21 protein-coding genes are annotated in these 22,623 nt (G+C 72.2%); 5 read left to right on the top strand and 16 right to left on the bottom strand.

The genetic code is table 11. From position 1 onward, the window contains the following. Window positions 1-91: 91 nt before the first annotated feature. From ACFQ2V_RS18805 to ACFQ2V_RS18790, 4 genes are all read right to left on the bottom strand, one after another. Window positions 92-1,291 carry an MFS transporter gene (locus tag ACFQ2V_RS18805; protein ID WP_386054453.1) on the bottom strand — a complete coding sequence of 400 codons (1,200 nt, stop codon included), beginning with the start codon at window positions 1,289-1,291 and terminating at the stop codon, window positions 92-94. Between the two features lie 94 nt (window positions 1,292-1,385). Next, a complete protein-coding gene (locus ACFQ2V_RS18800; RefSeq protein WP_386054451.1) occupies window positions 1,386-2,123 on the bottom strand; it encodes an enoyl-CoA hydratase-related protein in 738 nt (245 codons plus the stop codon). Then, window positions 2,120-3,229: an acyl-CoA dehydrogenase family protein gene (locus tag ACFQ2V_RS18795; RefSeq protein WP_386054449.1), complete on the bottom strand. Its 1,110-nt coding sequence runs from the start codon at window positions 3,227-3,229 to the stop codon at window positions 2,120-2,122. Before ACFQ2V_RS18795 ends, ACFQ2V_RS18800 begins: the two co-directional genes overlap by 4 nt. Continuing rightward, complete coding sequence (locus ACFQ2V_RS18790; protein ID WP_386054448.1) at window positions 3,229-4,377, bottom strand: acyl-CoA dehydrogenase family protein; 1,149 nt, start codon at window positions 4,375-4,377, stop codon at window positions 3,229-3,231. Before ACFQ2V_RS18790 ends, ACFQ2V_RS18795 begins: the two co-directional genes overlap by 1 nt. 221 nt (window positions 4,378-4,598) lie before the next feature. Between ACFQ2V_RS18790 and ACFQ2V_RS18785 the strand changes: the two genes are divergently transcribed. Beyond that, the gene (locus ACFQ2V_RS18785; protein WP_386054446.1) at window positions 4,599-5,630 is read left to right on the top strand and encodes a hypothetical protein; all 1,032 of its coding nucleotides are present in this window, start codon (window positions 4,599-4,601) and stop codon (window positions 5,628-5,630) included. Window positions 5,631-5,770: 140 nt separating this feature from the next. Here the strand turns inward: ACFQ2V_RS18785 and ACFQ2V_RS18780 are convergent, their stop codons facing one another. Then, a complete protein-coding gene (locus ACFQ2V_RS18780) occupies window positions 5,771-7,030 on the bottom strand; it encodes an Nramp family divalent metal transporter (protein WP_386054444.1) in 1,260 nt (419 codons plus the stop codon). 104 nt (window positions 7,031-7,134) lie between these two features. Continuing rightward, window positions 7,135-8,598 carry a hypothetical protein gene (locus ACFQ2V_RS18775; RefSeq protein WP_386054443.1) on the bottom strand — a complete coding sequence of 488 codons (1,464 nt, stop codon included), beginning with the start codon at window positions 8,596-8,598 and terminating at the stop codon, window positions 7,135-7,137. Between the two features lie 88 nt (window positions 8,599-8,686). On the opposite strand from ACFQ2V_RS18775, the gene ACFQ2V_RS18770 reads away from it, so the two are divergent. Then, window positions 8,687-9,046 carry a TraR/DksA family transcriptional regulator gene (locus tag ACFQ2V_RS18770; protein ID WP_386054441.1) on the top strand — a complete coding sequence of 120 codons (360 nt, stop codon included), beginning with the start codon at window positions 8,687-8,689 and terminating at the stop codon, window positions 9,044-9,046. A gap of 29 nt (window positions 9,047-9,075) precedes the next feature. Here ACFQ2V_RS18770 and ACFQ2V_RS18765 read toward each other — a convergent pair whose 3' ends face one another. Continuing rightward, a complete protein-coding gene (locus ACFQ2V_RS18765; RefSeq protein ID WP_386054440.1) occupies window positions 9,076-9,684 on the bottom strand; it encodes a TetR family transcriptional regulator in 609 nt (202 codons plus the stop codon). 73 nt (window positions 9,685-9,757) lie between these two features. Here ACFQ2V_RS18765 and ACFQ2V_RS18760 point away from each other — a divergent pair, with 73 nt between their 5' ends. Together ACFQ2V_RS18760 and ACFQ2V_RS18755 are read left to right on the top strand one after the other, a co-directional pair. Next, the gene (locus tag ACFQ2V_RS18760) at window positions 9,758-11,878 is read left to right on the top strand and encodes an MDR family MFS transporter (protein WP_386054438.1); all 2,121 of its coding nucleotides are present in this window, start codon (window positions 9,758-9,760) and stop codon (window positions 11,876-11,878) included. Between the two features lie 154 nt (window positions 11,879-12,032). After that, window positions 12,033-12,854, top strand: a complete 822-nt coding sequence (locus ACFQ2V_RS18755) for an oxidoreductase (protein ID WP_386054436.1) — start codon at window positions 12,033-12,035, stop codon at window positions 12,852-12,854. Between the two features lie 99 nt (window positions 12,855-12,953). Here the strand turns inward: ACFQ2V_RS18755 and ACFQ2V_RS18750 are convergent, their stop codons facing one another. The 9 genes from ACFQ2V_RS18750 to hisC all read right to left on the bottom strand — a co-directional run bounded on the left by ACFQ2V_RS18750 (window position 12,954) and on the right by hisC (window position 22,376). Beyond that, a complete protein-coding gene (locus ACFQ2V_RS18750) occupies window positions 12,954-14,441 on the bottom strand; it encodes a dihydrolipoamide acetyltransferase family protein (RefSeq protein WP_386054435.1) in 1,488 nt (495 codons plus the stop codon). 15 nt (window positions 14,442-14,456) lie between these two features. Continuing rightward, window positions 14,457-15,443, bottom strand: a complete 987-nt coding sequence (locus ACFQ2V_RS18745) for an alpha-ketoacid dehydrogenase subunit beta (RefSeq protein ID WP_386054434.1) — start codon at window positions 15,441-15,443, stop codon at window positions 14,457-14,459. Further along, entirely contained in the window at window positions 15,443-16,597 is a 1,155-nt protein-coding gene (gene pdhA, locus ACFQ2V_RS18740; RefSeq protein WP_386054432.1) for a pyruvate dehydrogenase (acetyl-transferring) E1 component subunit alpha, read from the bottom strand. The genes ACFQ2V_RS18745 and pdhA overlap by 1 nt, the downstream gene beginning before the upstream one ends. A 277-nt stretch (window positions 16,598-16,874) precedes the next feature. Next, window positions 16,875-18,287 carry an AAA family ATPase gene (locus tag ACFQ2V_RS18735; RefSeq protein ID WP_386054430.1) on the bottom strand — a complete coding sequence of 471 codons (1,413 nt, stop codon included), beginning with the start codon at window positions 18,285-18,287 and terminating at the stop codon, window positions 16,875-16,877. Between the two features lie 213 nt (window positions 18,288-18,500). Next, entirely contained in the window at window positions 18,501-18,914 is a 414-nt protein-coding gene (locus ACFQ2V_RS18730; protein WP_386054428.1) for a glyoxalase superfamily protein, read from the bottom strand. A 59-nt stretch (window positions 18,915-18,973) separates the two neighbouring features. Then, window positions 18,974-19,711 carry a hypothetical protein gene (locus tag ACFQ2V_RS18725; RefSeq protein ID WP_386054427.1) on the bottom strand — a complete coding sequence of 246 codons (738 nt, stop codon included), beginning with the start codon at window positions 19,709-19,711 and terminating at the stop codon, window positions 18,974-18,976. After that, window positions 19,708-20,499 (bottom strand): hypothetical protein, encoded by a 792-nt coding sequence (locus tag ACFQ2V_RS18720; protein ID WP_386054425.1) that lies wholly within the window; start codon window positions 20,497-20,499, stop codon window positions 19,708-19,710. Before ACFQ2V_RS18720 ends, ACFQ2V_RS18725 begins: the two co-directional genes overlap by 4 nt. Window positions 20,500-20,528: 29 nt before the next feature. Then, complete coding sequence (locus ACFQ2V_RS18715) at window positions 20,529-21,209, bottom strand: hypothetical protein (RefSeq protein WP_386054424.1); 681 nt, start codon at window positions 21,207-21,209, stop codon at window positions 20,529-20,531. A gap of 51 nt (window positions 21,210-21,260) precedes the next feature. Beyond that, the gene (hisC, locus tag ACFQ2V_RS18710) at window positions 21,261-22,376 is read right to left on the bottom strand and encodes a histidinol-phosphate transaminase (protein WP_386054422.1); all 1,116 of its coding nucleotides are present in this window, start codon (window positions 22,374-22,376) and stop codon (window positions 21,261-21,263) included. 147 nt (window positions 22,377-22,523) lie between these two features. Here hisC and ACFQ2V_RS18705 point away from each other — a divergent pair. Next, window positions 22,524-22,623, top strand: a 100-nt coding sequence (locus ACFQ2V_RS18705; protein WP_386054528.1) for a 6-phosphofructokinase, incomplete at its 3' end; no start/stop codon positions are given.

Raw genomic sequence — 22,623 nt, 5'->3', positions numbered from 1 at the left:
AAAGGCCACTTCTCGCCTCGAGAAGTGGCCTTTCGACGTGCAGGAGCCCGCAGAGCCCGGCCACTGGACGGTCGAGGAGAGAGGGGGAGGTTCAGCGGAGGTTGTGGAGCTCGCGTTTGCTGAGGAAGGCGCGGGTCCCGAGGGCCATGACGAACGCGAACCCGCCCGCGATGACCGCGACCCAGTAGCCGTGCTGCGCGCCCACGCGGTCGACGACGGCGCCCGAGACGGCCGACCCGGCGGCGATGCCGATGATGAGGCCGGTCAGCACGATCGTCATGCCTTCGTTGAGCTGGGCCTTGGGCACGATGCGCTCGATGAGGTTCATCGTCGTGATGAGGGTCGGGGCGGTGGCCATGCCCGCGACGACCATGAGCCCGGCGAGCGCCCACAGGTTCGGCGCGAAGAGCAGCGGCGCCTCGAGCAGGCCCATACCGAGAGTGCCGGCGACGAGCAGCTTGACGAGGTTGCGTCCGTGCGACACGTGGCCGAAGACGAGGCCCGCGAGACCCGACCCGACGGCATACAGGGCGAGGATGGCGCCGGCTGCGCCCTGGGCTCCGTGGTCCTGCGCGACGGCGAGCGTCACGACCTCGTTGACGCCGAAGATCGCACCGGTCATGACCATGATGAACGCGAGCGGGATGAGGCCGGGGTTGTGGTGCGCGTGGCCCTCGGGGCGCTCGTGGTGCGGCACCACGGGCGGTTCGGTGGAGCGCGCCGACAGGAACACGAGCACGCCGATGCCGTAGGCGACCGTCGCGACGACGAACCCGGCCTCCGGGAACCAGGCCGTGGCGAGCCAGATCGCGACGACCGGCCCGATCACGAAGGTCAGCTCCTCCATGACCTGCTCGAACGACATGGCCGAGTGCAGGGAGCGCGGGTCGTGGGCGAAGATGTGCGTCCACCGGGCGCGGGCCATGGTGCCCATGTTGGGGATGGCCCCGCACATCGGGAAGGTGATGAAAAGCAGCCACGACGGCCAGCCCTTCACCGACGTCACGACGGTCAGGACCGCCCAGACGCCCGACCACAGGAAGAACGGGATGGCGATGCGCCGCTGGCCGTAACGGTCGACGAGCCGGCCGAGGAAGGGCGCGAAGAGCGCCAGGGCCACCATGCCGACGGCGACGACGGCGCCGGCCAGCTCGTAGGAGCCGGACCGCGCGGCCACCATCGCGACGACGGCCACACCGAACATCGAGCCCGCGGTGCGGGCCACCATCCCCCCGGCGATGAAGGTGCGCGCCCCCGGTACCTCGAAGAGAGGTCGATAGGACGCCAGCACGGCTGCTCCTTCTCGCTCGGGGACGGCCAACCTGCCCATCCTTGCACCACGCCCCGGTCGAAACGGAAATCGTCGAGGGTCGGCGGGGCGGCCCTCAGGCGTCGTGCTTGCGCCTGAGCGACCACATCTGCGGCGAGCGCTCGAGCTCGACGGCGACGTCCCACGACACCCCTCCGGGAGCCGTCTCGCGGCGGAAGCTGGTGACGAGCCGCCGGGCCAGCGCGGGGTCCTTCGCGACGCGAGACGCGATCGCCATCGCCTGGGCCTCGACGTCGTCGTCGTCGTATGCCGCCCACGCGAGTCCCAGGGCGACGGCGCGGTCGCCGTCGACCTCCTCGCCGAAGAGCCCGAGGGCCGCAGCGGCCTCGCGCCCGCCGACCCGGTTGAGGAGCGTGAAGTGCCCGCCGCCGGGGTGGATGCCGATCTGCGCGAAGCCGGGCAGCAGCCGGGCGGTGCGCGAGACGACCCGCAGGTCGGTGGCGAGCGCCAGGTTGAGGCCGGCCCCGACGGCCGCGCCGCGTACGGCCGCGACCGTGGGCAGACCGATCGACCCGATCGTCGTGAAGGCGGAGTACACCGTCTCGAGGTTGCGGTAGGCCTCGTCCTCGACGGGGTCACGCCCCGTGTCGGCGAGGACGCTGCGCACGGCGCCGGCGCAGAAGTGGCGGCCACCGGTGACGACGACCGCCCCGACCGCGTCGTCGGACTCGGCGGTGCGGGCGGCGTCGACGAGCTCACCGGCCATCTCGACGGAGAGGGCGTTGCGCCGGTCGGGGGCGTCGAGGGTGATGAGGGCGACGCCGCCCCGCACGTCGTAGCGGACCTCGGTCATGGTGCGTGGCTCCTGTGGTCGTGGAAGGGCTTGGCGCGTCCGGTGGTGACGAGGGTCCAGAGGCGGTCGTGGCCCGCCGAGGCGGCGAGGGTCGTGAGCGACTCGTCCCAGTCGTGCAGCGAGCCGTACTCGCTGCGGCGGGCCAGGATCGGCTTGGTCAGGGTGTGCAGCTCGTGCTCGAGCGTGGTGCCGATGGCTCCGAGCACCTGGTGGGAGCCGCGCACGACGACCGAGGCGGCGTGGCCGACGCACGACTTGGCGACGCCGACGGCGAAGAGCATGCCGGGGTCCTGCCAGTCGGACGCGGCGGCCCTGGCCACGGCGGCATCGGTTGCGGCACGGGCCAGGGCGGTCTCGGAGGCGATGTCGGCGACGAGGTGCTGGACCGCCTGGAAGCGGCCGATGGGCCGGCCGAACTGGTGCCGCTCGCGCACGTGGGTCAGGACGATCTCGACGATCCGCTCCATCGCCCCGACGACCTGCGCCGACCGGGCCAGGGCACCGCGCAGGTGGAACTGCTCGCCGATCTCGTGCGGCACCAGCATGCCCGCCTCGAGGTCGTCGACGTCGAACTCCACTGTGTCGCTTGGCTCCCCGGCGAGGTTGCGGCGCTCCTCGATGCCGATCCGGTCGGCCGGGACGTCGGCCACGCGCCACTCGTCGCGGTCCTCCCAGAGCGCCACCACCCGGCTCGCGTCGCGCGCCCACGTGACGTTGAGCGCGACGCCCGAGGGGTCGGGACGGCATACGGTGCGCAGCCCGCCGTCGTTGGGCAGGCCGGCCGCCTCGAGCAGCCAGCCGCCGAGCACGTCGTGCTCGGCGAGTGGCACGGGCGCCGCCGCGGCCGCGGCCAGACCGAGCAGCGCGGCGGCGTCGACCCAGCCGCCGCCGCTGCCGCCGGACGACTCGGAGCCGGTGAGGCGGGTCATGCCGAGGTCCTCGAGCCGTTGCCAGAGCTCGCGGTCGAGGTCGACGACCGCGGTGGGCGTGGGGCGGGTGTCGCGGTAGTCGGCGAAGAGGTCGGTCAGCACCTCGACGAGGTCGGGGTCGGGGGTCGTCGGGGCCGCGAGCCGGCCGGCGTCATGGACGTCGTGGGGTGCGGCCATCAGCGCAGCCCCAGCCCGCGGGCGATGACGCCACGCAGGATCTCGTTGGTGCCGCCGCGCAGGGTGAAGCCGGGCCGCTGCAGGATCGCGGCGTGCAGGAGCGTGTCGAGCTCCTCGTCGAGCGCCCAGCCCGTGGCGTTGAGGGTGTCGACGTAGTCGGCGATGTCGCCCTCCTCGGTGGTGCCGAGCACCTTGACGACGGCAGCAGCGGTGTCGGCCTCCTCGTGCTTCTCGAGGGCGGCCGACACGGCGAACGACATGTGGTGCAGCGCGGCGACCCTGGCCACGTGGCGCCCCAGGCCGGGGTCGAGCGGCAGCCGGCCGTCATCCATCGCCTGTGCCGCGGCGGCGAGCAGCTGGAAGGTCGACAGGACGCGTTCGGGACCGCTGCGCTCGTAGGCGAGCTCGGACGTGACCTGGGCCCAGCCCTCCCCCACCTCGCCGAGGACGCGGTCGTCGGGGATGAACACCGCCTCGAGGTGCACCTCGTTGAAGTGGTGGTCACCGCCCATCGACACGATGGGCCGGATCGTCACGCCCGGCGCCCGCAGGTCGACGATGAACTGCGTGAGACCCGCGTGGCGGTGCTCGGGGTCGAGCGGGGCCGAGCGGGCCAGGGCGAAGAACGCGTCGGCCTCGTGGGCGCCGCTCGTCCACACCTTCGTGCCGGTGAGGCGCCAGCCGCCCTCGACGCGCTCGGCCCTGGTGCGCACGCTCGCGAGGTCGGACCCCGAGTCGGGCTCGCTCATGCCGATGCCGAAGACGACCTCGCCGCGGCTGATGCCCGGCAGGTAGGCCTGCTTCTGCTCCTCGGTGCCGTAGCGCAGCAGTGACGGCCCGATCTGCCGCTCGGCGACCCAGTGCGCGGCGACGGGGGCACCGACGACGAGCAGCTCCTCGGTGACGACGAACCGCTCGAGGTAGGTGCGCCCCTGCCCGCCGTACCGGGTGGGGATGACCATGCCGAGCCAGCCACGGCGGCCGAGCTCGCGGGTGAAGTCGCGGTCCCAGCGGGTGAGCCAGGTGTCGACGTGCGGCACGAACGCGCCGGCCGCGACCTGCTCGGCGAGGAAGGCACGCACCTCGAGGCGCAGCTCGGTCAGGGCCGGCAGCTCGCGGGCTCCCGGCGGGACGAGACGGGCGGACATGCTCACCTTCCTCGTGCGACGTCGCAGCGGTTCGTGCGCCACTCTCCCACACCGACCCAGCCGTCCCAGCCGCCCCGTCCGCCCCCGGGGACCGTCTCAGCAACCGGTCCCGGAGTCTCGGCGGCTCGTCCGGGCCACCTGTCGCCAATGCTCCGCTGATAGCCTCCAACGTCATCAACAGGAGTGCGGCACCTGGCCGCCGAATGCAGGAGGACAGCTCAATGTCGGCACCAGCCATCGAAAGGGCCGTCGACGCTCTCGACGTCGAAAAGTTCTGGGAGCGCGGCTACGCGATCCTCCCGGGGGTCTACACGCCCGAGGAGATCGAGGCCTTCCGCCAGGCGGCCTATGCCTCACGCGGCTACGGCGGCGACCTGCTCGCCAACCCGCGTCTGCGCAGCGTCATCACCGACGGCCGCATGGCTGCGGTCGCCCGCAAGCTGCTCGGCACCGACGAGCTCTTCTACAGCGGCGACAGCTCCTTCACGATCAACGGCACCCAGAAGGGCTGGCACAAGGACAACGCCGACCGCGTCGACCCCGACGCCCCCGACTGGGCCGACCGCTACACCCAGCTGCGGTTCGGCGTCTACTGCCAGGACCACTCCGAGCACACGGGCGGTCTCAACCTCCGCGTCGGCTCGCACGACCTGCGCAACACGAGCGAGGGCGAGAACCTCTACGTCAAGACCAAGCCCGGCGACCTCGCCGTGTGGAGCATGCGCATCACCCACTCGGGCAACGGCATGCTGCTCAAGGACCCCGAGGCCCCCTTCCCGATGCCGAACGAGCACGACCGCTTCAAGCCCGAAGAGGTCGCCGAGGCCGACGGCGACCGCATCGCCCTGTTCGTGCACATCGGCGCCGACGACAAGCACGCGAAGCGCTACGCCGACTACACCAAGACCCGCAAGTACCTCGTCGACGCGTGGCGGATGCGTCCCTACGACGACGAGGCCCGCCAGGCGGCCAAGGACGCCGGCCTCAACCTGCGCGACATGCCCGCCGAGGTCATGAACGACCCCAACGCCGGGCTCAACGAGCTGTGGCAGCCCTTCCCCTACGAGGGCCAGAAGAAGGCCCCGGCTCCCGCCGCCAAGCCGGCCGCAGCGCCGGCGGCGCCCCCGGCCGCAGCCCCGGCTGCGAGCACCCCCGACGCCAAGGCGGTCGCCAAGGCGACGCTTCGTCGCGTCTACCGTGCGGCCCGTGCCGGCGCCAAGGGCGCTCGCGACGGCTGGCGCGCCAGCCGCTGAGGCACCCGGCGGTCGGGGTCCCGCGGAACCACGCGGCCGCCGAACGAGAAGCACGAGGGGCGGAGTCCGACGGGCTCCGCCCCTCGTCGTGCCCGGACCTCGCCGAGGCCGTGTGCCGTGTCCGCCCGAGCCTCGTGCTGTCAGAGGCCGGTGAGCACGAGGTAGCCGCAGAGCCCGACGATGACCGCCGTGATGAGCGCGGCGACGGCCGTGGTGAGGCGGTGGTTGACGAGCGCGCCCATGAGGTGGCGGTCGCGGGTGAAGAGCAGCAGGGGCACGAGCGTGCCCGGCAGGGCGAACGACAGCACGACCTGGCTCCAGACCAGCGCGTTCGTCGGCTCGATGCCGATGCCGAGGATGACGAGGGCGGGCACGACCGCCACCATGCGGCGCAGGAGCGGCGCGATGGGTCGACGTCCGAAGCCCTGCATGACGACGTCGCCGGTCTGCACGCCGACGAGGGTGGAGGCGAGGCCCGACGCGAGGAGGGCGACGGCCAGCATGGTCGCGGCGATCTGGCCCGCGCCGGCCCCGAGGGCGGCATACGCGGTCTCGATGCTCGCCCCGGCCTCCGACGGCAGCGCGGCGGAGAAGACGACGAGGCTGATGTTGGCGACCCCGGCGACCGACATGGCCACGACGACGCTGCGCACGGTGCGGCGGCCGGCGCGCAGGCGTGCGGCCTGGCTCACCTCGACGGTGCCGTCGTCGTGGCCGCGCGAGGCCGCTGAGTGGAAGTGCAGCGCGTGCGGCATGACCGTGGCACCGACGATGCCGACCGCGAGCAGCGCGGCGGACGCGTCGAGCGGGCTCGGCACCATCGAGTGCAGCAGCGCGACCCGGTCGACGTCGGCGATGAGGACCTGCCAGACGAGCGAGCCGATGATGACGCTGAGGAGCACGAGCACGACCGAGTCGAAGTGGCTGCGGCCGCGCACCTTGAGCGCGAGCACGACGAGGCTGAAGAGCGTGACACAGACGGCGCCGGCCATGAGCGGCATGCCGAAGAGGAGCCTGAGGGCTATGGCGCCGCCGACGATCTCGGCGAGGTCGGTCATGATGACGACGAGCTCGGCCTGGGCCCAGAGCAGCAGGCGGCCGACGCCCGGGAAGCGCTCGGCGCTGTGCTCGGCGAGGCTCTTGCCGGTGACCATGCCGAGCTTGGCCGCGATGTACTGGATCACCATCGCCGAGCAGCTGGCGAAGACCACGACCCACACGAGCGCGTAGCCGTGCTCGGCACCGGAGGTGATGTTGACCCCGAAGTTGCCGGGGTCGACGTAGGCGATGGCGGCCAGCAGCGCCGGGACGAGGGTGCGCGGCGCGCTGATGGTGCCACCGAGGCCCCGCTCCGGCGACCGCTCGCTCACCCGTGGTCGCTGCGCGACCTGCTCTTCCATGGGAGACAGCATCGAGCCTCGCACCCGTCGAGGCCAAGTCCGGGGCCGGATTGAGACACAGGACTCAGCCGGCGTGCCGCCCCTCTGGGCCCCGGCGCCGGACGTCAGCGGGCCGAGGCGAGACCGAGGAGGGCGGCGAGGCCGAGAGCGCTGCGCGGGTCGTAGGCGGAGGTCCACAGGCCGCCGTGGGCCGCGGCGTACGCCTCGTCCTGCCAGGGCTCCGGGCGCGCCGGCGACCCCGTGCGCAGGTCGTGGACGAGGAGCGCCGCCATCAGGGTGTTGGCGGTGCCGGGCTCGAAGACCTCGATGCCGAAGCGGTGTGCACCGGCGTACGCGGCGGCGAGCGCACGGTTCTTGACGACGGACCGGGTGCGCGTCGGCGGCGCCACCTTGAACGACACGAGCCCTCCGTCGCCGCGGTATGCCGTCGCCCTCCACCGCTGGAGCCGCTTGGCCAGCAGGTAGTTGGGTCCCTGCTGGAGCACGACGCTGTCGTTGATGCCCGGGTCCTGTCCGGGCACGTAGTTGCGCCGGAGCAGCCTGCCCCCGCTGACGGTGCGGAGCGGGACGCGCAGCACCTTGGAGGTGCGACGGCGGGCATAGCTGTCGACGGAGTGCTCGACCGCCGTTCCCGGCACGGCGAAGACGTCGGTCGGGGTCGCGAGGAACGCGAGCCCGACGTCGTCCCGACCCCTGGCATCGACGACGTGCCGGGTGAGGGCGTCGACCGCAACGGACACCCGCACGTTGGTCTCGCCGTCGGCGTAGACGTAGTTGCCGATGACGAGGCGGCCCTCGAGGCCGGCGACCCAGCGGGTGACCGCTGCGAGGTCGTGCACCAGGTCGCCACCAGCCCTGCTGCTCACCGGCTCGACCCCCTGACGAACGGGCAGAGTAACCGACCCCGCCAGTCGGCTCGTGTCGCCGATCAGCCTGTCCCACAGCTCCTTTCGCGGGAGGTCGACCGCCGCGACGTCGGCGCCCCACCGCAGCAGGGAGCGGAGAGGACCCATCTCCGCGGCGGCGCCGAGCACGACGACGGTGCGGTCCGACAGGTCGAGCCAGTCGGGGTTGTCGATGACGAGGCCGACCGCCTCGGCGCAGCTGGGCTCGATGGTGCCGGCCTGCACCCACGCGTCCAGCCGGCGGCGCAGGGCATCGCCCGAGAGCCGCTCACCGGCATACGGGACCGAGAGCGTGCGGTCGGGGGTGCCGGTCCCACGGACGGTCTCGGAGCCCAGGGTGCGGGTGCGGCCGTCGTCGCCGAACGCGTCCTCGAGCGGGCGGTCGCCGTCCGCCGCCGACCACCTCATGCGGTCGTGCAGCGACTCCAGCCCGTCCCGGGCGATCGCACGCGCGGCCTCGGGGGAGGTCAGTCCGGCCTCCACGAGCCGTCGGAAGTGCGGGAGGTAGCCCTGTCGCCAGTTCGTCTCGCGCTCGGCGGAGGCGGCTCCGACGGGGTCGACACGCCGCAGCGCGTCCGCCACGACGGCTCGGCCGGTCGCGGTGGTGCTGCGGCGCCCGGACGTCGGGTCGAGGGGGAAGACCACTCCACTGGGGTCGCTCATGCGCCCCATCATGTCGGAGCGTGGTGCCGGGCGAGGGACGCCTCCTCGGAAGGCGCAGGGCGGTGCCGCACGGCGCGACAATGGCGGCATGCGCGAACAGGGCGACGCCCGCGACAGGCTCGAGGGCGACCGGAGGACGACGGTCGAGCGGCTCGAGGCGCTCCGCCGCGGCTACGACCTCGTGGTCGACGCCGCGGAGGGGTCGAACGCCGACGACGAGCACGATCCCGAGGGAGCGACGATCGCGTACGAACGGTCGCAGCTGGGTGCGCTCGTCGACCAGACCCGGGAGCACCTGGACGAGGTCGACGCCGCGTTGGCGCGGCTCGAGGCGGGCGTGTACGGGCGCTGCGAGGTCTGCGGCGAGGCGATCCCGGCCGCACGTCTCGAGGCCAGGCCGACGGCGCGCACCTGCGTCGAGCACGCCGGTCACCCGCGAGTCCGGTGAGCGCGGGGCCGACCAGGGGCTGACCCCGCTCAGCGCAGCCCGGCGGCGATGCGGTCGAAGGCCTGGTCGATGTTGCGCTCGAGCCGGCCCGACCCGCCGTTCTGCTGGTGCTCGATGCTGGCGCGCACGGCTGCGATGGCGACGGCCACCGTCAGGCGAGGCTCCAGCGACTCCCCCGGCCGCACCCCGAGGCGTCGCTCGAGGGCCGCGGTGAGGGCGTTCTCGATGCGGATGTTGTTGCCGACGAGCGCCGGCGCCAGGGCGGGCTCGCCGAGCAGGATGCGGCGGCGCTTGGCCCGCAGCTCACGGTCGACCGAGGCGGGCGCGAGCATCCCGGCGAGGATGCGACGGAGGGCGTCGAGCGGCGGCTCGCCCTGCGTCTCCTCCTCCAGGGCGGCGGCATACGACTCCAGCTCCTCGGCGGTGGTGCCGATGACCGCGGCCTCCTTCGACGGGAAGTAGTTGAAGAAGGTGCGGGCACTGACGCCTGCGCGGGCTGCGATCTCCTCGGTGGTGACGGACGCGAAGCCCTTCTCCTCGACGAGGTCGAGGGCGGCGAGGTTGATCGCACGGCGGGTCTCGCGCTTCTTGCGCTCGCGCAGGCCGCAGGCGTCGTCGATGACGGGGGTCGTGCTCATGCCCTCATGCTCGCACGGGGATGCAGTAACTGCAATTTTGCAGTCACTGCACAATCGGCGTACCGTGGCAGGCATGCCCCAGACGACCCAAGGAGTGGACACGAGCTCCCGACCTGCCACGACCGGCGCCACGCCCACCGGCCTCGACCGCTCGACCCGCAACATCTTCATCGCGCTCATGCTCGGCATGCTCGTCGCGTCGATCAGCCAGACGATCGTCGGTCCGGCGATGCCGCGCATCGTCGCCGAGCTCGGTGGCATCGACCACTACTCGTGGCTCGCCACCGCCGCGATGCTCGTCAGCGCGATCACCGTGCCGATCGTCGGCAAGATGAGCGACCTCTACGGGCGACGCGGCTTCTACCTCGGCGGTCTCGTCGTCTTCATGGCCGGCTCGATCCTCTCCGGCTTCGCGCAGAACTTCTGGTGGCTCATCGCCGCCCGCGCGATCCAGGGCGCCGGCATGGGCACCCTGATGCCGCTGTCGCAGACCATCATCGGCGACATCATCCCGCCGCGTCAGCGTGGCAAGTACCAGGGCCTCATGGGCGGTGTGTTCGGCCTCGCCTCGATCCTCGGCCCGCTCGTCGGCGGCTTCGTCACCGACCACTGGGGCTGGCGCTTGCTCTTCTTCATCACGCTGCCCATCGGCGTCTTCGCGTTCTTCGGCATCAGCCGCTTCCTGCACCTCGAGCACACGCCGCGTGAGTCGGTCGTCGACAAGGCCGGCATCGGCGTCCTGTCGCTGACGCTCATCCTGCTGCTCGTGCCCACGTCGCTCGGTGGCACGACGCTCGCCTGGGGCTCCCCCGCCATCATCGGCATGTATGCCGCAGGCGTCGTCGCGCTCGGCGCCTTCATCGCGATCGAGCGCAGGGCCGTCGAGCCGGTGCTGCCGCTCCGCCTCTTCAAGAGCCCGCTCTTCACGCTCTCCAACATCGCGGCGTTCATGGTCTCCGTCATGATGTTCGGCGCGATGATCTACCTGCCCGTCTACGCGCAGGGTGTGCTCGGCGCCTCGGCGACCAACTCCGGCCTCATCCTCATGCCGATGTCGGTGGCGATGATCGGCCTGTCGATCGTCTCGGGTCTCGTCATCACCAAGACCGGGCGCTACAAGCTGCAGACCATCGCGGGCATCCTCATCATGGGCGTCGGCTTCTGGCTGCTCACCCAGCTGCACTACGGCTCGAGCCAGACCGAGCTCACCCTGTCGATGATCGTCTTCGGTGTCGGCCTCGGCATGGCGCTGCAGGTCTTCACCCTGATCATCCAGAACTCCGCCCAGCGCAAGGACCTCGGAGTCGCGACGGCGTCGACGCAGTTCTTCCGCAACGTCGGGTCGACCGTCGGCACCGCCGTGTTCGGCACGATCATGACGAGCGGCCTCGCCGGCAACATCGCCTCGCACCTGCCCGCTTCGGTCGTCAAGCAGATGCAGGCCTCCGGCCAGCAGGTCAGCGCCGGCTCGGTGCTCGACCCGTCCGCTCTCGCCACGCTCCCGCCCCAGGTCGCGGCCGGGGTCCAGCAGGGGCTGGCCGACTCCCTGCACACGGTGTTCGTCTGGGGGCTCGTGCCCTTCGCCCTCGCGCTGCTCGCCGCCCTGTTCATCAAGGAGCTCCCGCTGCGTGACACCGTGCACACGCCCGACGAGGCCGGCATCGAGATCCTCGACACGCTGTCGCAGTCGGCGCCCGACGACGAGCTCAAGGTGCCGCTCGGCCGCGAGGCCGGCAACACGCGTACGCACGAGCGCCTGCTCGGACTGCGCCTCGGGCTGCTCGCCGACTCGGCCCTCCAGGGCGACCGTCCACTGCTGACGCGGGCCGTGACCCGGCTCGGCGACGGCGACCTCGACGCCGGCGCGGCCCTGCTGCACCGGACGGCGCGCATGCTGACCACCGAGGACATCGCGCTGGCCGCCGAGACCGAACGGTTCGCCGTCGAGGTCGGGGCCCGGGCCAAGGCGCTGGGCGGGGTGCTCGACGACGCGCTCAAGCGCGAGCTCGCGACCGCCGTGGCCGAGCGCGACGCCCGCACGGTCATGACGACCGTCGAGCCGACCGTCGCCGCGCGGCACGAGGCGGTCGACATCCGGTTGCTGTCGTCGGTCGGTGACGACCTCGGCGCGGCCTACCTCGTCGACCGGCAGAACGCCCGCGCCGCCGAGCAGGAGGCAGCAGCCACCCGCTGACCCGCCACCCCCCAACCGTCGAGAGGCCGGTTCCGGCCGCCCCGGGCAGGTCGAAAGGCCAGCTCTCCCCACGAGAACTGGCCTTTCGGCTGTGGTCAGGCGGCCACACGCGGCCTCTCGACGGTGGGGCGGGAGGGCCGCATACGGTGTGGGGATGAGCAAGGTTGCCCTGGTCACCGGAGCGTCCGCCGGCATCGGCGAGTCCATCGCCGTCCTTCTCGCTGAGGCGGGGTGGACCGTGTATGCCGTCGCCCGCCGCGTCGACCGGATGGCGGGGTTGGCGGCGCGCGGGGTCACGGCCTTCGCGATGGACGTCACCGACGACGACTCGATGGTCTCCGGGGTGCGCCGCGTCCTCGACGAGCAGGGTCGCATCGACGCGCTCGTCAACAACGCGGGCTACGGCTCCTACGGCCCTGTCGAGACCGTGCCGATCGAGGAGGCCCGTCGGCAGTTCGAGGTCAACGTCTTCGGGCTCGCCCGCCTCACCCAGCTCGTCATCCCGCGGATGCGCCGCCAGCAGTCCGGGACCGTCGTCAACATCTCGAGCATCGGCGGCAAGATCTACGAGCCGCTCGGGGCCTGGTACCACGCCACGAAGTTCGCGGTGGAGGGGTGGAGCGACAGCCTGCGGCTCGAGCTGGCGCCGTTCGGGATCGACGTCGTGCTGGTCGAGCCCGGGCCGATCGTCTCGGAGTGGGATGGCATCGCCGCGGACGGCATCCTCGCCTGGTCACGCGGCACGGTCTACGAGGACACCGCGCACCGCATGGCGGCGATGTTCCGGCGCACGTACGCCTCGTCCCAGGTGTCGGGGCCCGAGGCGGTCGCCGAGAAGGTGCTCGTGTCGCTCGAGGCGGCGAACCCTGCTGCGCGCTACCCGGCCGGCCGTGGGGCGAGGACGATCATCACCGCGCGGCGGCTGCTCCCCGACCGGGTGATGGACGTCGTGATGCGCCGCGTCACCGGCACCTGACCCGGTTCCTGCACGCGCGAACGCCGCGTTCGGTGCCGAACTGCGTGTTGCAACACTGAGCTCGAGACCGAACGCGGCGTCCGGTGGTGCGCGGGGGGGTCAGCCCCAGACGAGGGCCTGCGCCGGGTCGGACAGGATCGCCGCGAGGTCGCTGAGGAACCTCGAGCCGAGCTCGCCGTCGATGAGCCGGTGGTCGAAGCTGACGGCCAGCTGCGTGACGTGCCGGATCGCGATCTCGTCGTTGCCGTCGGCGTCGGTGACGACCCACGGCTGCTTGCGGATCGCGCCGAAGCAGACGATGGCCGACTCACCCGGGTTGATGATCGGGGTGCCGCTGTCGACGCCGAAGACGCCGACGTTGGTGATCGTCATCGTGCCGCCCGACATCTCGGCCGGCTGCGTGCGCCCCTCGCGGGCCGTCGCCGTGAGCGAGCCGATGGCCTGCGCCAGCTCGAGCATGGTCATGCCGTGGGCGTCCTTGATGTTCGGGACGATCAGGCCCCGCGGCGTCGCTGCGGCGATGCCGAGGTTGACGTAGTTCTTCTGGACGATCTCCTGCGCTGCCTCGTCCCACGTGGCGTTCATGCCGGGGTTGCGCCTGACCGCGAGGACAAGCGCCCTGGCCAGAACGAGCAGCGGCGTGACCTTGACGTCCTTGAACTCGCGGCTGCCCTTGAGGCGGTCGACGAGCTCCATCGTCTTGGTGACGTCGATGGTGATCCACTCGGTGACGTGCGGCGCCGTGAAGGCGGAGCCGACCATCGCCTGCGCGGTCATCTTGCGCACGCCCTTGATCGGGATGCGCTCCTCGCGCGGGCCCGAGCCGAAGGGGGCGTATGCCGCCGCGCCGGGTGCCGCCACACCGTTGACCGCCGACGTGGCCGGGGCCGAGTCAGCCTGCGCCGCAGCGGAACCCGAGCCGGACACGAATGCCTGGACGTCGTCACGGGTGATGATGCCGTCGGTGCCGGACCCCTGCACGGACCAGAGGTCGACACCGAGGTCCTTGGCGAGCTTGCGCACCGGCGGCTTCGCCTTCGGCCTGCCCTCGCGGGAGACGGGCTCTGCGACGGGCGGAGCCGGCGACTCGGTGCGCGGTGCGGGCGCGACCGGCTCGGCGACCGGCTCTGCCTCAGCGATCTGCTCGGTCTCGGTCGGCGCGGACGCGGTCGGTGCGGACGCGGCCGGAGCAGACGCGACGGGCGCCGCACCGGCGGCCTTGCGCGGGCGGCGCGCGGTGGCACCGGCCTTGGCGCCGTAGCCGACGAGGATGGCCTCCGACGCGCCGGTACCCTCGGCCGACGCGGCGCCGGCGGCAGGAGCCTGGGGAGCCTCGTCGCCGCCCTTGCCGTCGTCGATCGAGATGATGGGCGTGCCGACGTCGATGGTCTGGCCGACCTCGACGAGCAGCTCCTTGACGGTGCCCGCCCAGGGAATGGGCAGCTCGACGAGCGACTTGGCCGTCTCGATCTCGAGGACCATGTCGTTGACCTTGACGGAGTCGCCGGGCGCGACCTTCCACTCGACGATCTCGGCCTCGACGAGGCCCTCACCGGGGTCGGGCAGGTTGAACGTCTTGATTGCCATGTGTCGCAGCCCTTCTCAGTACGCGAGCGCGCGGTCGACGCCGTCGAGGATGCGGTCGAGGTCGGGGAGGAACTCCTCCTCCATCCGGCTCGGCGGGTAGGGGATGTTGGCGCCGTTGACGCGGATGACCGGTGCCTCGAGCTCGTAGAAGCACTGCTCCGTGACCTGCGCCGAGATCTCGGACGCCATGCCGAGGAAGCTGCTCGCCTCGTGGACGACGACGAGACGGCCCGTCTTGCGCACCGACTTGACGATCGTCTCGATCGGCAGCGGCGACAGTGAGCGCAGGTCGATGACCTCGATGCTCGTGCCCTCCGCCTCGGCCGCGGCGGCCGACTCCAGCATCGTCTTGACGACCGGGCCGTAGCCGAGCAGCGTCACGTCGGTGCCCTCGCGGAGCACGTTGGCCTCGAAGAGCCCGCGCGGGGACGTCTGCGCGGAGGTGTCGTACTCGGCGCGGTCGTGGTAGCGGCGCTTCGGCTCGAAGAACATGACCGGGTCGTCGCACGCGATCGCCTGCTGGATCATCCAGTGGGCGTCCTCGGGGTTGCTGCACGCGACGACGCGCAGGCCGGCCGTGTGGGCGAAGTAGGCCTCCGGGCTCTCCGAGTGGTGCTCGGGACTGCCGATGCCGCCGCCGAACGGGATGCGGATGACCATCGGGATCTTGAGCGCGCCGAGCGAGCGAGCCCGCATCTTCGCGACCTGGCTGACGATCTGGTCGAAGGCCGGGTAGACGAAGCCGTCGAACTGGATCTCGCAGACGGGGCGGTAGCCACGCAGGGCCATGCCGACCGCGGTGCCGACGATGCCGGACTCGGCGAGCGGCGAGTCGATGACCCGCTCCTCGCCGAAGTCCTTCTGCAGGCCCTCGGTGATGCGGAAGACGCCGCCGAGCTTGCCGATGTCCTCACCGATGAGCACGACCTTCGGGTCGGCCTCCATGGCCTTGCGCAGGCCGTTGGTGATGCTCTTGCCGAGGGTGACCTTCTCGAGCGCCATCAGTTCGCCTCCTCGAAGCTCGCCTTGTAGGCAAGGTAGGCGGCACGCTCCGCCTCCATGACGGGGTGGTCCTCGGCGTAGATGTGGTCCCACATCGTCTCGCCGGCCATCGTCTCCATCGTGACGCAGCCCTCGCGCAGCTCTGCGGCGAAGCGGTCGGCCTCCTCGTCGACGCCGGCGAAGAATGCCTCGTCGGCCATGCCCTCGTGGGCGAGGAGGGTCTTGAGGCGCAGGATCGGGTCGCGGAACTTCCACTCCTCGACCTCGGCGGAGACGCGGTACTTCGTCGGGTCGTCGGCCGTGGTGTGGGCACCCATGCGGTACGTGTACGCCTCGATGAGCAGCGGCCCGTTGCCGTTGCGCGCCTCGTCGAGGCAGTACTGCGTCACGGCATACGTGGCGAGGATGTCGTTGCCGTCGACGCGGACGCCCGGGAAGCCGAAGCCGCGGGCGCGCTGGAACAGCGGGATGCGGGTCTGCTTCTCGACGGGCTCGGAGATGGCCCACTGGTTGTTCTGGCAGAAGAACACGACCGGGGCATCGAAGCTCGCCGCGTAGACGAACGCCTCGTTGACGTCGCCCTGGGAGGAGGCGCCGTCGCCGAAGTAGCAGATGACGGCGGTGTCGCGCTCGGGGTCACCGGTGCCGACGTTGCCGTCCATCCGCACACCCATGGCGTAGCCGGTGGCGTGCAGCGCCTGGGCGCCGATGACGATCGTGTAGAGGTGGAAGTTGTTCTCCTGCGGGTCCCAGCCGCCCTGGCTGACGCCGCGGAAGAGCTGCAGCGAGCTCTGCGGGTCCATCCCGCGCACGAAGCCGACGCCGTGCTCGCGGTAGGTCGGGAAGACGAAGTCGTGCGGCTTGAGCGCGCGACCGGAGCCGACCTGGGCGGCCTCCTGGCCGAGCAGGCTGGGCCACAGGCCGAGCTCGCCCTGACGCTGGAGGGCGTAGCCCTCGGCGTCGAGACGACGGATCAGGACGAGGTCGCGGTAGAAGCTCCGCAGGTCCTCGGGTGTCAGGTCCGCAACGTACTTGTCGTAGTCGGGATGGGACACGCGCTGACCTTCGGGGGTCAGCAACTGGATCATGTCCGGGCCACCGTCGCCGACCGCGGGGGTCGGCTCGTGCAGCTCCGCGACAACCTTGTCGCTCACGTGGGGCTCCTTCGCCGGTGAGACCGGCCTACTCGTTCGGCCCGCAAACGGGGGTCACCCGCTGTCGGCTTCTGGGGGGCGCAGGACCGCCGTTCGTGACGACGGACACGTGCTTGGTCCTCGACCCGGAACTTACCGGAGAGGCCTGCGAATCTCACAATGCGGGACGGTTTCGCGGCAGGCGTGGACGGTCCGGCGGGATGCTGCACCTCCACGCCCGGCCCGCTGGGCAGCGGGGGCCGTATGCCGGATGCGTGGGTCTCGCTGGACGGTGGCGTCAGCGGCGGGTGCCCCACGACCACGCGGGCGTCGTGAGCAGGCCCTGCCCCTGCACGAAGGTCTCGCCGAGGTCCTTGACCAGGGTGATGCCACGGGCGGGCGAGCCGAGGCCGACGGGGATGTCGCCCTCCTCGTCGGGCTCTACGAGGCGCATCGCGTCGATGAGCGCGTGGGAGTGGGAGACCACCATCACCTGGCTGCGCTCGGCTGCCGCGCGGATGAGGCGCGCCAGCGGGGCCAGCAGCTCGGGGTGGAGCGAGGTCTCGGGCTCGTTGAGCACCATGAGCGGCGGCGGGTCGGGGGTGAGCAACGCCGCGACGAGCAGCAGGTAGCGCAGCGTGCCGTCGGAGAGCTCGGCCCCGGCCAGCGGCCGCAGCATGCCGGGCTGGTGGAGGGCGACGTCGAAGCGACCGCCGTCGACGGTGACGTCGAGGATGGCCCCGTCGAAGGCGTCCGCGACGGCCCGGTCGAGGTCACGACCGCCCTGCTCGCGGATGGTCTGGAGGGCCGCAGCCAGGTCACGCCCGTCGTCGGCGAGCACGGGGGTGCGGGTGCCGACCTGTGGCGTGCGGGCCGGGGCGTCGGAGTCGGCGCGGAAGCTGTCGTAGAAGCGCCAGCCCCCGATCATCCGGCGGACGCGGAGCAGCTCGGGCGCCCGTTCGGGGTCGGCCAGCTCGGTGAGCATGCTCTCCCAGGGCCGCAGCGACCGGGTCAGCTCGGTCCACCCGGGGCGGGCCCGTCGGCCGTTGGCCGCGGATCGGGCGGCTGCCCCCTCTGCGGGTCCGGTGTCGCGGTAGGCGGCGCGGGACCCCGCGTGCGAGCCGGGCGCCTCGACGGGGTCGGACTCCCACTCGCCCCACTCGTCGTCGCCGTCGCTGCCACCCCAGCCCGCGCCCCAGCCGCCCCGCTCGTCGTCGCCGCCCAGGGCGCCCCGGGTCTCGACGACTCCCCACCGACGGCGCACGAGCACCGATCCGGGGCGCATGACCGGCCCGGACCACACGACCTCGCGCTTGATCTCGGGATCGCGCAGGAACGCCGATGGCGTTCCAGCCTCTGCTCCTGAGGACTGCTGCGGCAGGCCGAGGTCGACGAGGTAGCCCAAGTCGTCGGAGGCGAAGCCCAGCTGGAGGCTGATCGGCCCCTTGCGCCGCGTCCCCTGGACCGCGTGCCCTCGGTCGCGCGCACCGCCGAGCGTCGCCGGGCCGGCCCAGAGCGCCGACTGGAGACCGCCCTCACGCGCGAGCGTGCCGATGACGTCGCCGCGCCCGCAGCCCGCGAGGAGGCGCAGCGAGCGGTAGAGGCTCGACTTGCCGCTGCCGTTGGCACCCGTGACGACGTCGAGCCCGTGGAGCGGCACGACGACGTCTCGCAGCGACCGGTAGCCCGAGACGGCGACAGCTGTGAGCATGCCCCGAAGGTATGCCGCCGGGCCGACATCGGGGCGCCCCCGCGAGCCCCTCCATCGGTACCTGCTCCGCTGAGGGGAGCAAGATCCGAGCCCCGGGGGGTTTTTGTGGCGGTGCTTGCCCATCAGTTCTTGCTCCGCTGGACGGAGCAAGAACCGAGCACCGGTCCGCAACGAGCAGCAGCGGCACTGCCCGGCGGAGCACCGGCACCGCCGTCAGGCGCCGGTCTGTGGGTCGACGCCGTCACCACCGGCACCAGCCGACCAGGCCGGCAGCTGCTGCAGGGACCACTTGTTGCCGTCGGGGTCGGAGAAGTAGACGAAGCGTCCCCAGGGCTGCTCGTCCACCTCGGACGCCTCGACCCCGCGGCCGACCAGCTCGGCGCGCGCCGCGTCGGCGTCGGCGACGACCATCTGCAGGTTGTCGAGGCCCCCCGGCACGATCTCGGTCAGGCCCCTGCCGATCGCGATGGAGCAGGCAGAGCCGGGCGGCGTCAGCTGCACGAACCGGATCTCGTCACTCACGGTGTAGTCGTGGTCGGCGTTGAAGCCGACCTTCTCGACGTAGAACTCCTTGGCCCGGTCGACATCGGTCACGGGCACGCCCACCAGCTCGAGCTTCATGTCCATGACCCGACGGTACGGCCCGGCACCCACGCTCCGGGGCCCCGAGAAGCGGCGGGTCCCGGTCAGCGCCGCTCGGCTCCGCGGTCGTCGGTGCGGTCGTCGGTGCGGTGGTCGGTGCGGTCGTCGGTGTCATGAGTGAGGTCGTCGGTGAACCCGACCTGCGAGCCCGGCGCGTCGTCGAGCTCGCGCACGCGCCGCCAGGACTCGGCGACCCAGGACCCTGCGGCGCCGCTGGCCCGCGGGAACAGCTGCGGTCCGAGCAACAGCGCCAGCGCGACGACGAACAGCACCGCCGCGACGGTCTCGCACCAGCCGGCGGCCGTCGTCACGGCGCGGACGCCCGGCTGCAGCATGGCCGTCCGGTCGTCGAAGGACAAGCGCCAGACCGCCGACGCGGCCACGGCGCCCAGAGCGAGCGCCGTGCAGGTGGCGCCGAGCAGCTCGCTGCGTCGTCCGGGCCGGAGGAGCAGACCCACGAGGCTGACGGCGGCGAGCAGCAGGACCGCCACGAGCAGCACGAGGCGTGGTAACGGGTGTGGCCCCAGGTCGTCGTCGAGCACGAGTCCGTGGGACGTGTAGCTGACGACGTCGCGCCCCCACGCCCAGAAGCGGCGCTCCGACCCACGCGTGAAGTCACCGACCTCGGGCATGCGGAGCGACAGCACGAGCGTGGGCCAGATCGTCGTCGTCGCCGCGAGCAGCACGCCAACGAGGCCTGCCACCGCTCCGACGTGGGTCACCAGCTGCGTACGGTCGATGGGGTCGTTGCGGGCGGCAGGCGGGGCCGGGTCGACCGTCATCGCGGTGGCCGGAACCGCTCGGGGTCTGCGACGGGAGCGGGACTGCGGTCCTGGGCGTCGTCGGAGAAGCCGACACCGGAACGCCCCCCGTTCCTGGGACTGCCTGATCCGGTGCCGACTGCGCGGCCGCCCCACCCGGGGTGTGCTCCGGGCTCCACGTCGCGGATGGTCGCCGTGCCGACGCGCGGTGGCGCCGGCGTCCCGTCGGCGCCGAGGGCAGGCCCCGCACCGCGCGTCGACGTCCGCCGACGCGTGGACCCCAGGAGCGCGGAGCCTCGCGCCCGAACAGCCCCGGCGAACGCCAGAGCCGGCCGACGGACCATGGCCCCGAGCCCGCCGAGCAGCACGACCAGTGCCGCCAGCTGGAACACACCCACCGCGGTCGTGTCGGCCGTGAGTCCCTCCGTGAAGCCGAAGTAGCCCTGCATGCGCCCCGCCGTCTGGCCGACGCCGGCAGCCAGGCTCGCCGCGAGCCACGACGCGCCCGCGGCTCCGACCAGGAGGCCGTCCGAACCGCGGCGGAACGCGTGGCTCGCCGCCGCGACGACCCCTGCGAGCAGTGCCACGCCGAGCAGCAGCAGCCCCCACGGGCTGCCGAAGTCGATGGACGGGTCGGTCGTGCCGGGACTCGCGTCGGCGACCCGGCCCCATGACCAGAAGGCCATGCGCTGCGCCTCGGTGCCCTGTGCCACCTGGTCAGGTGTCGGGGTGAAGGTGATGGTGTTCGTCGGCCACACCATCGACGGCACGGCGCACGCGACACCGCCCAGGACGAGCAACGTCCCCACGAGTCGTCCTCGGACCGGAGTCGGCCAGGTCATGTCTTGTCCCGCTCGGGGTCGCCCAGCCCGACGGCGGGCCCCGACAGGTGCTCGCCGGCAGGTCGGCTGCTGATCGTCGAGCGCGGACGCCCCGTCGTCACGGCCTCGTCTGCCGTCGGGTCGGTCCCGCGGCGCTCGTCGGTGAGCCGGCGCAGCCGCGCGACCCAGGCGGACGGCATACGCCAGTGGGCGAGCGAGAGCACCATCAGCAGGACCGCGACGCAGAGCAGGACGGCAGCCAGTGACTCCGACGTGCCCGCCACGGTGGAGCTCCCGGTGGCGGCGAGCCCGTGCACGTCGTCACGGACCGAGCGGCCATGACGTTCGGAGACGGTCGTGGCGAGCCGGCCCAGCAGCGCCGCCGACGCGACGGGTGCCGCGCTGGCCCAGGGCGACGTCGTGACGACCCAGGCGACCGCGCCGGCCGCCGTGAGGGCCAGCAGGCCGACGAGGAGCACGAGCCCGAACGGGTTCTGGAGGTCCTGCACGACAGCTCCACCGGCACCGAGCAGCTCGGACCTGCCCCAACCCCAGTCCTGCTGGTCGAAGAGCATGACCCCACGCTCGCTGTCGAGCGTGGTCAGCCGCCAGGTGGGCGCGACGACGGAAGGGGCTGCGAGGGCCACGCCGACCAGCGCGGCCACGCCGGCCGGGACCCGTTCGCGCAGGAGCGCCATCGCTTCCTCTCGGTGCCGCGCCCGTCGCGGCTCACTCCATTGTCGCCTCGATCAGCGCGCCCCGAAACGGCCTGCGACCTCGACGAGTCTGGAGTTCGCCTCGGGCTCACCGATCGTGACCCGCACGCCGTCGTCGCCGTACTGGCGCACCATGAGCCCGGCCTCCTCACACGCCTGCAAGAAGGCGGTCGAGTCGGCGCCCAGCGGGAACCACACGAAGTTCGCGTCGGACTGCGGCAGCTTCCACCCCTGGTCGGTGAGCGCCCGGACCACCCGGTCGCGCTCGGCGACGAGCGTCTCGACCCGCTCGGTGAGCTCGTCGAAGGCGTCGAGCGAGGCGATGGCGGCCGCCTGCGCGATCGAGTTCACGCCGAAGGGCGTGGCCGTCTTGCGCAGGGCGGCGGCGACCGGGGGGTGCGCGACGGCATACCCGACGCGAAGGCCCGCGAGGCCGTAGGCCTTCGAGAACGTGCGCAGCACGACGACGTTGGGGCGGTCGCGCCAGACGTCGAGACCGCGTACGGCCTCGGGGTCGCGGACGAACTCGACGTACGCCTCGTCGACCACGACGATGACGTCGCTCGGCACCTTGTCGAGGAAGGCCTCGAGCTCGGCCTGGTGCACGCACGGGCCCGTCGGGTTGTTGGGGGTGCAGACGAGCACGACCCGGGTGCGGTCGGTGATCGCCGCGAACATCGCGTCGAGGCGGTGGCGTGCCCGCTCGTCGAGGCCGACCATGACCGGCTTGGCGCCGGCGAGCTGCGTCACGATCGGGTAGGCCTCGAACGAGCGCCAGGCGAACACGACCTCGTCGCCCGCGTCGCAGGCGGCGTTGACGATCTGCGCCAGCACGGCGACCGAGCCCGTGCCGGTCGCGAGGCACTCGGCGGGCACGTCGAGCGCCTTGGCGAGCCGCTGCGTCAGGGCGGTGACAGCCATGTCGGGGTAGCGGTTGACCGAGGCCGCCGCGTCGTCGATGGCGGAGAGGACCGACGGCAGCGGACCGTACGGGTTCTCGTTGGACGACAGCTTGTACGCCGTCACGCCTGCGGGCGCCGCCGCCGGCTTGCCCGGCTTGTAGTCGGGCATCTGCGCGAGGACCTCGCGGAGCCGGACGCCAGGGTTCTCGTCAGGATGCTGGGAGGGGTGCGCGGCCGTGTCGCTCATACCCGAACTGTAGAGGCAGTGTCCACGGCGGCGACCGGCCCATGGACGCGGGACTGACGTCGTGCCCCCGGTGTGGTTAGGCTCACATCGTCGCGTCAGCGCCGCCACGACACCCTGTTTGCTGCCCACTCTCCGAAAGTCCACCCAATGCGCATCGGCATTCTCACCGGGGGCGGGGACTGTCCCGGCCTCAACGCCGTCATCCGCGGCGCGACCCGCGCCGCCGAGGTCACCTACGACAGCACCG

Source organism: Terrabacter terrigena (assembly GCF_042676085.1).
Lineage (GTDB): Bacteria > Actinomycetota > Actinomycetes > Actinomycetales > Dermatophilaceae > Terrabacter > Terrabacter terrigena.
The sequence above is the reverse complement of the archived record's forward strand: the minus strand, read 5'-3'. Positions and strand labels throughout refer to the sequence as shown.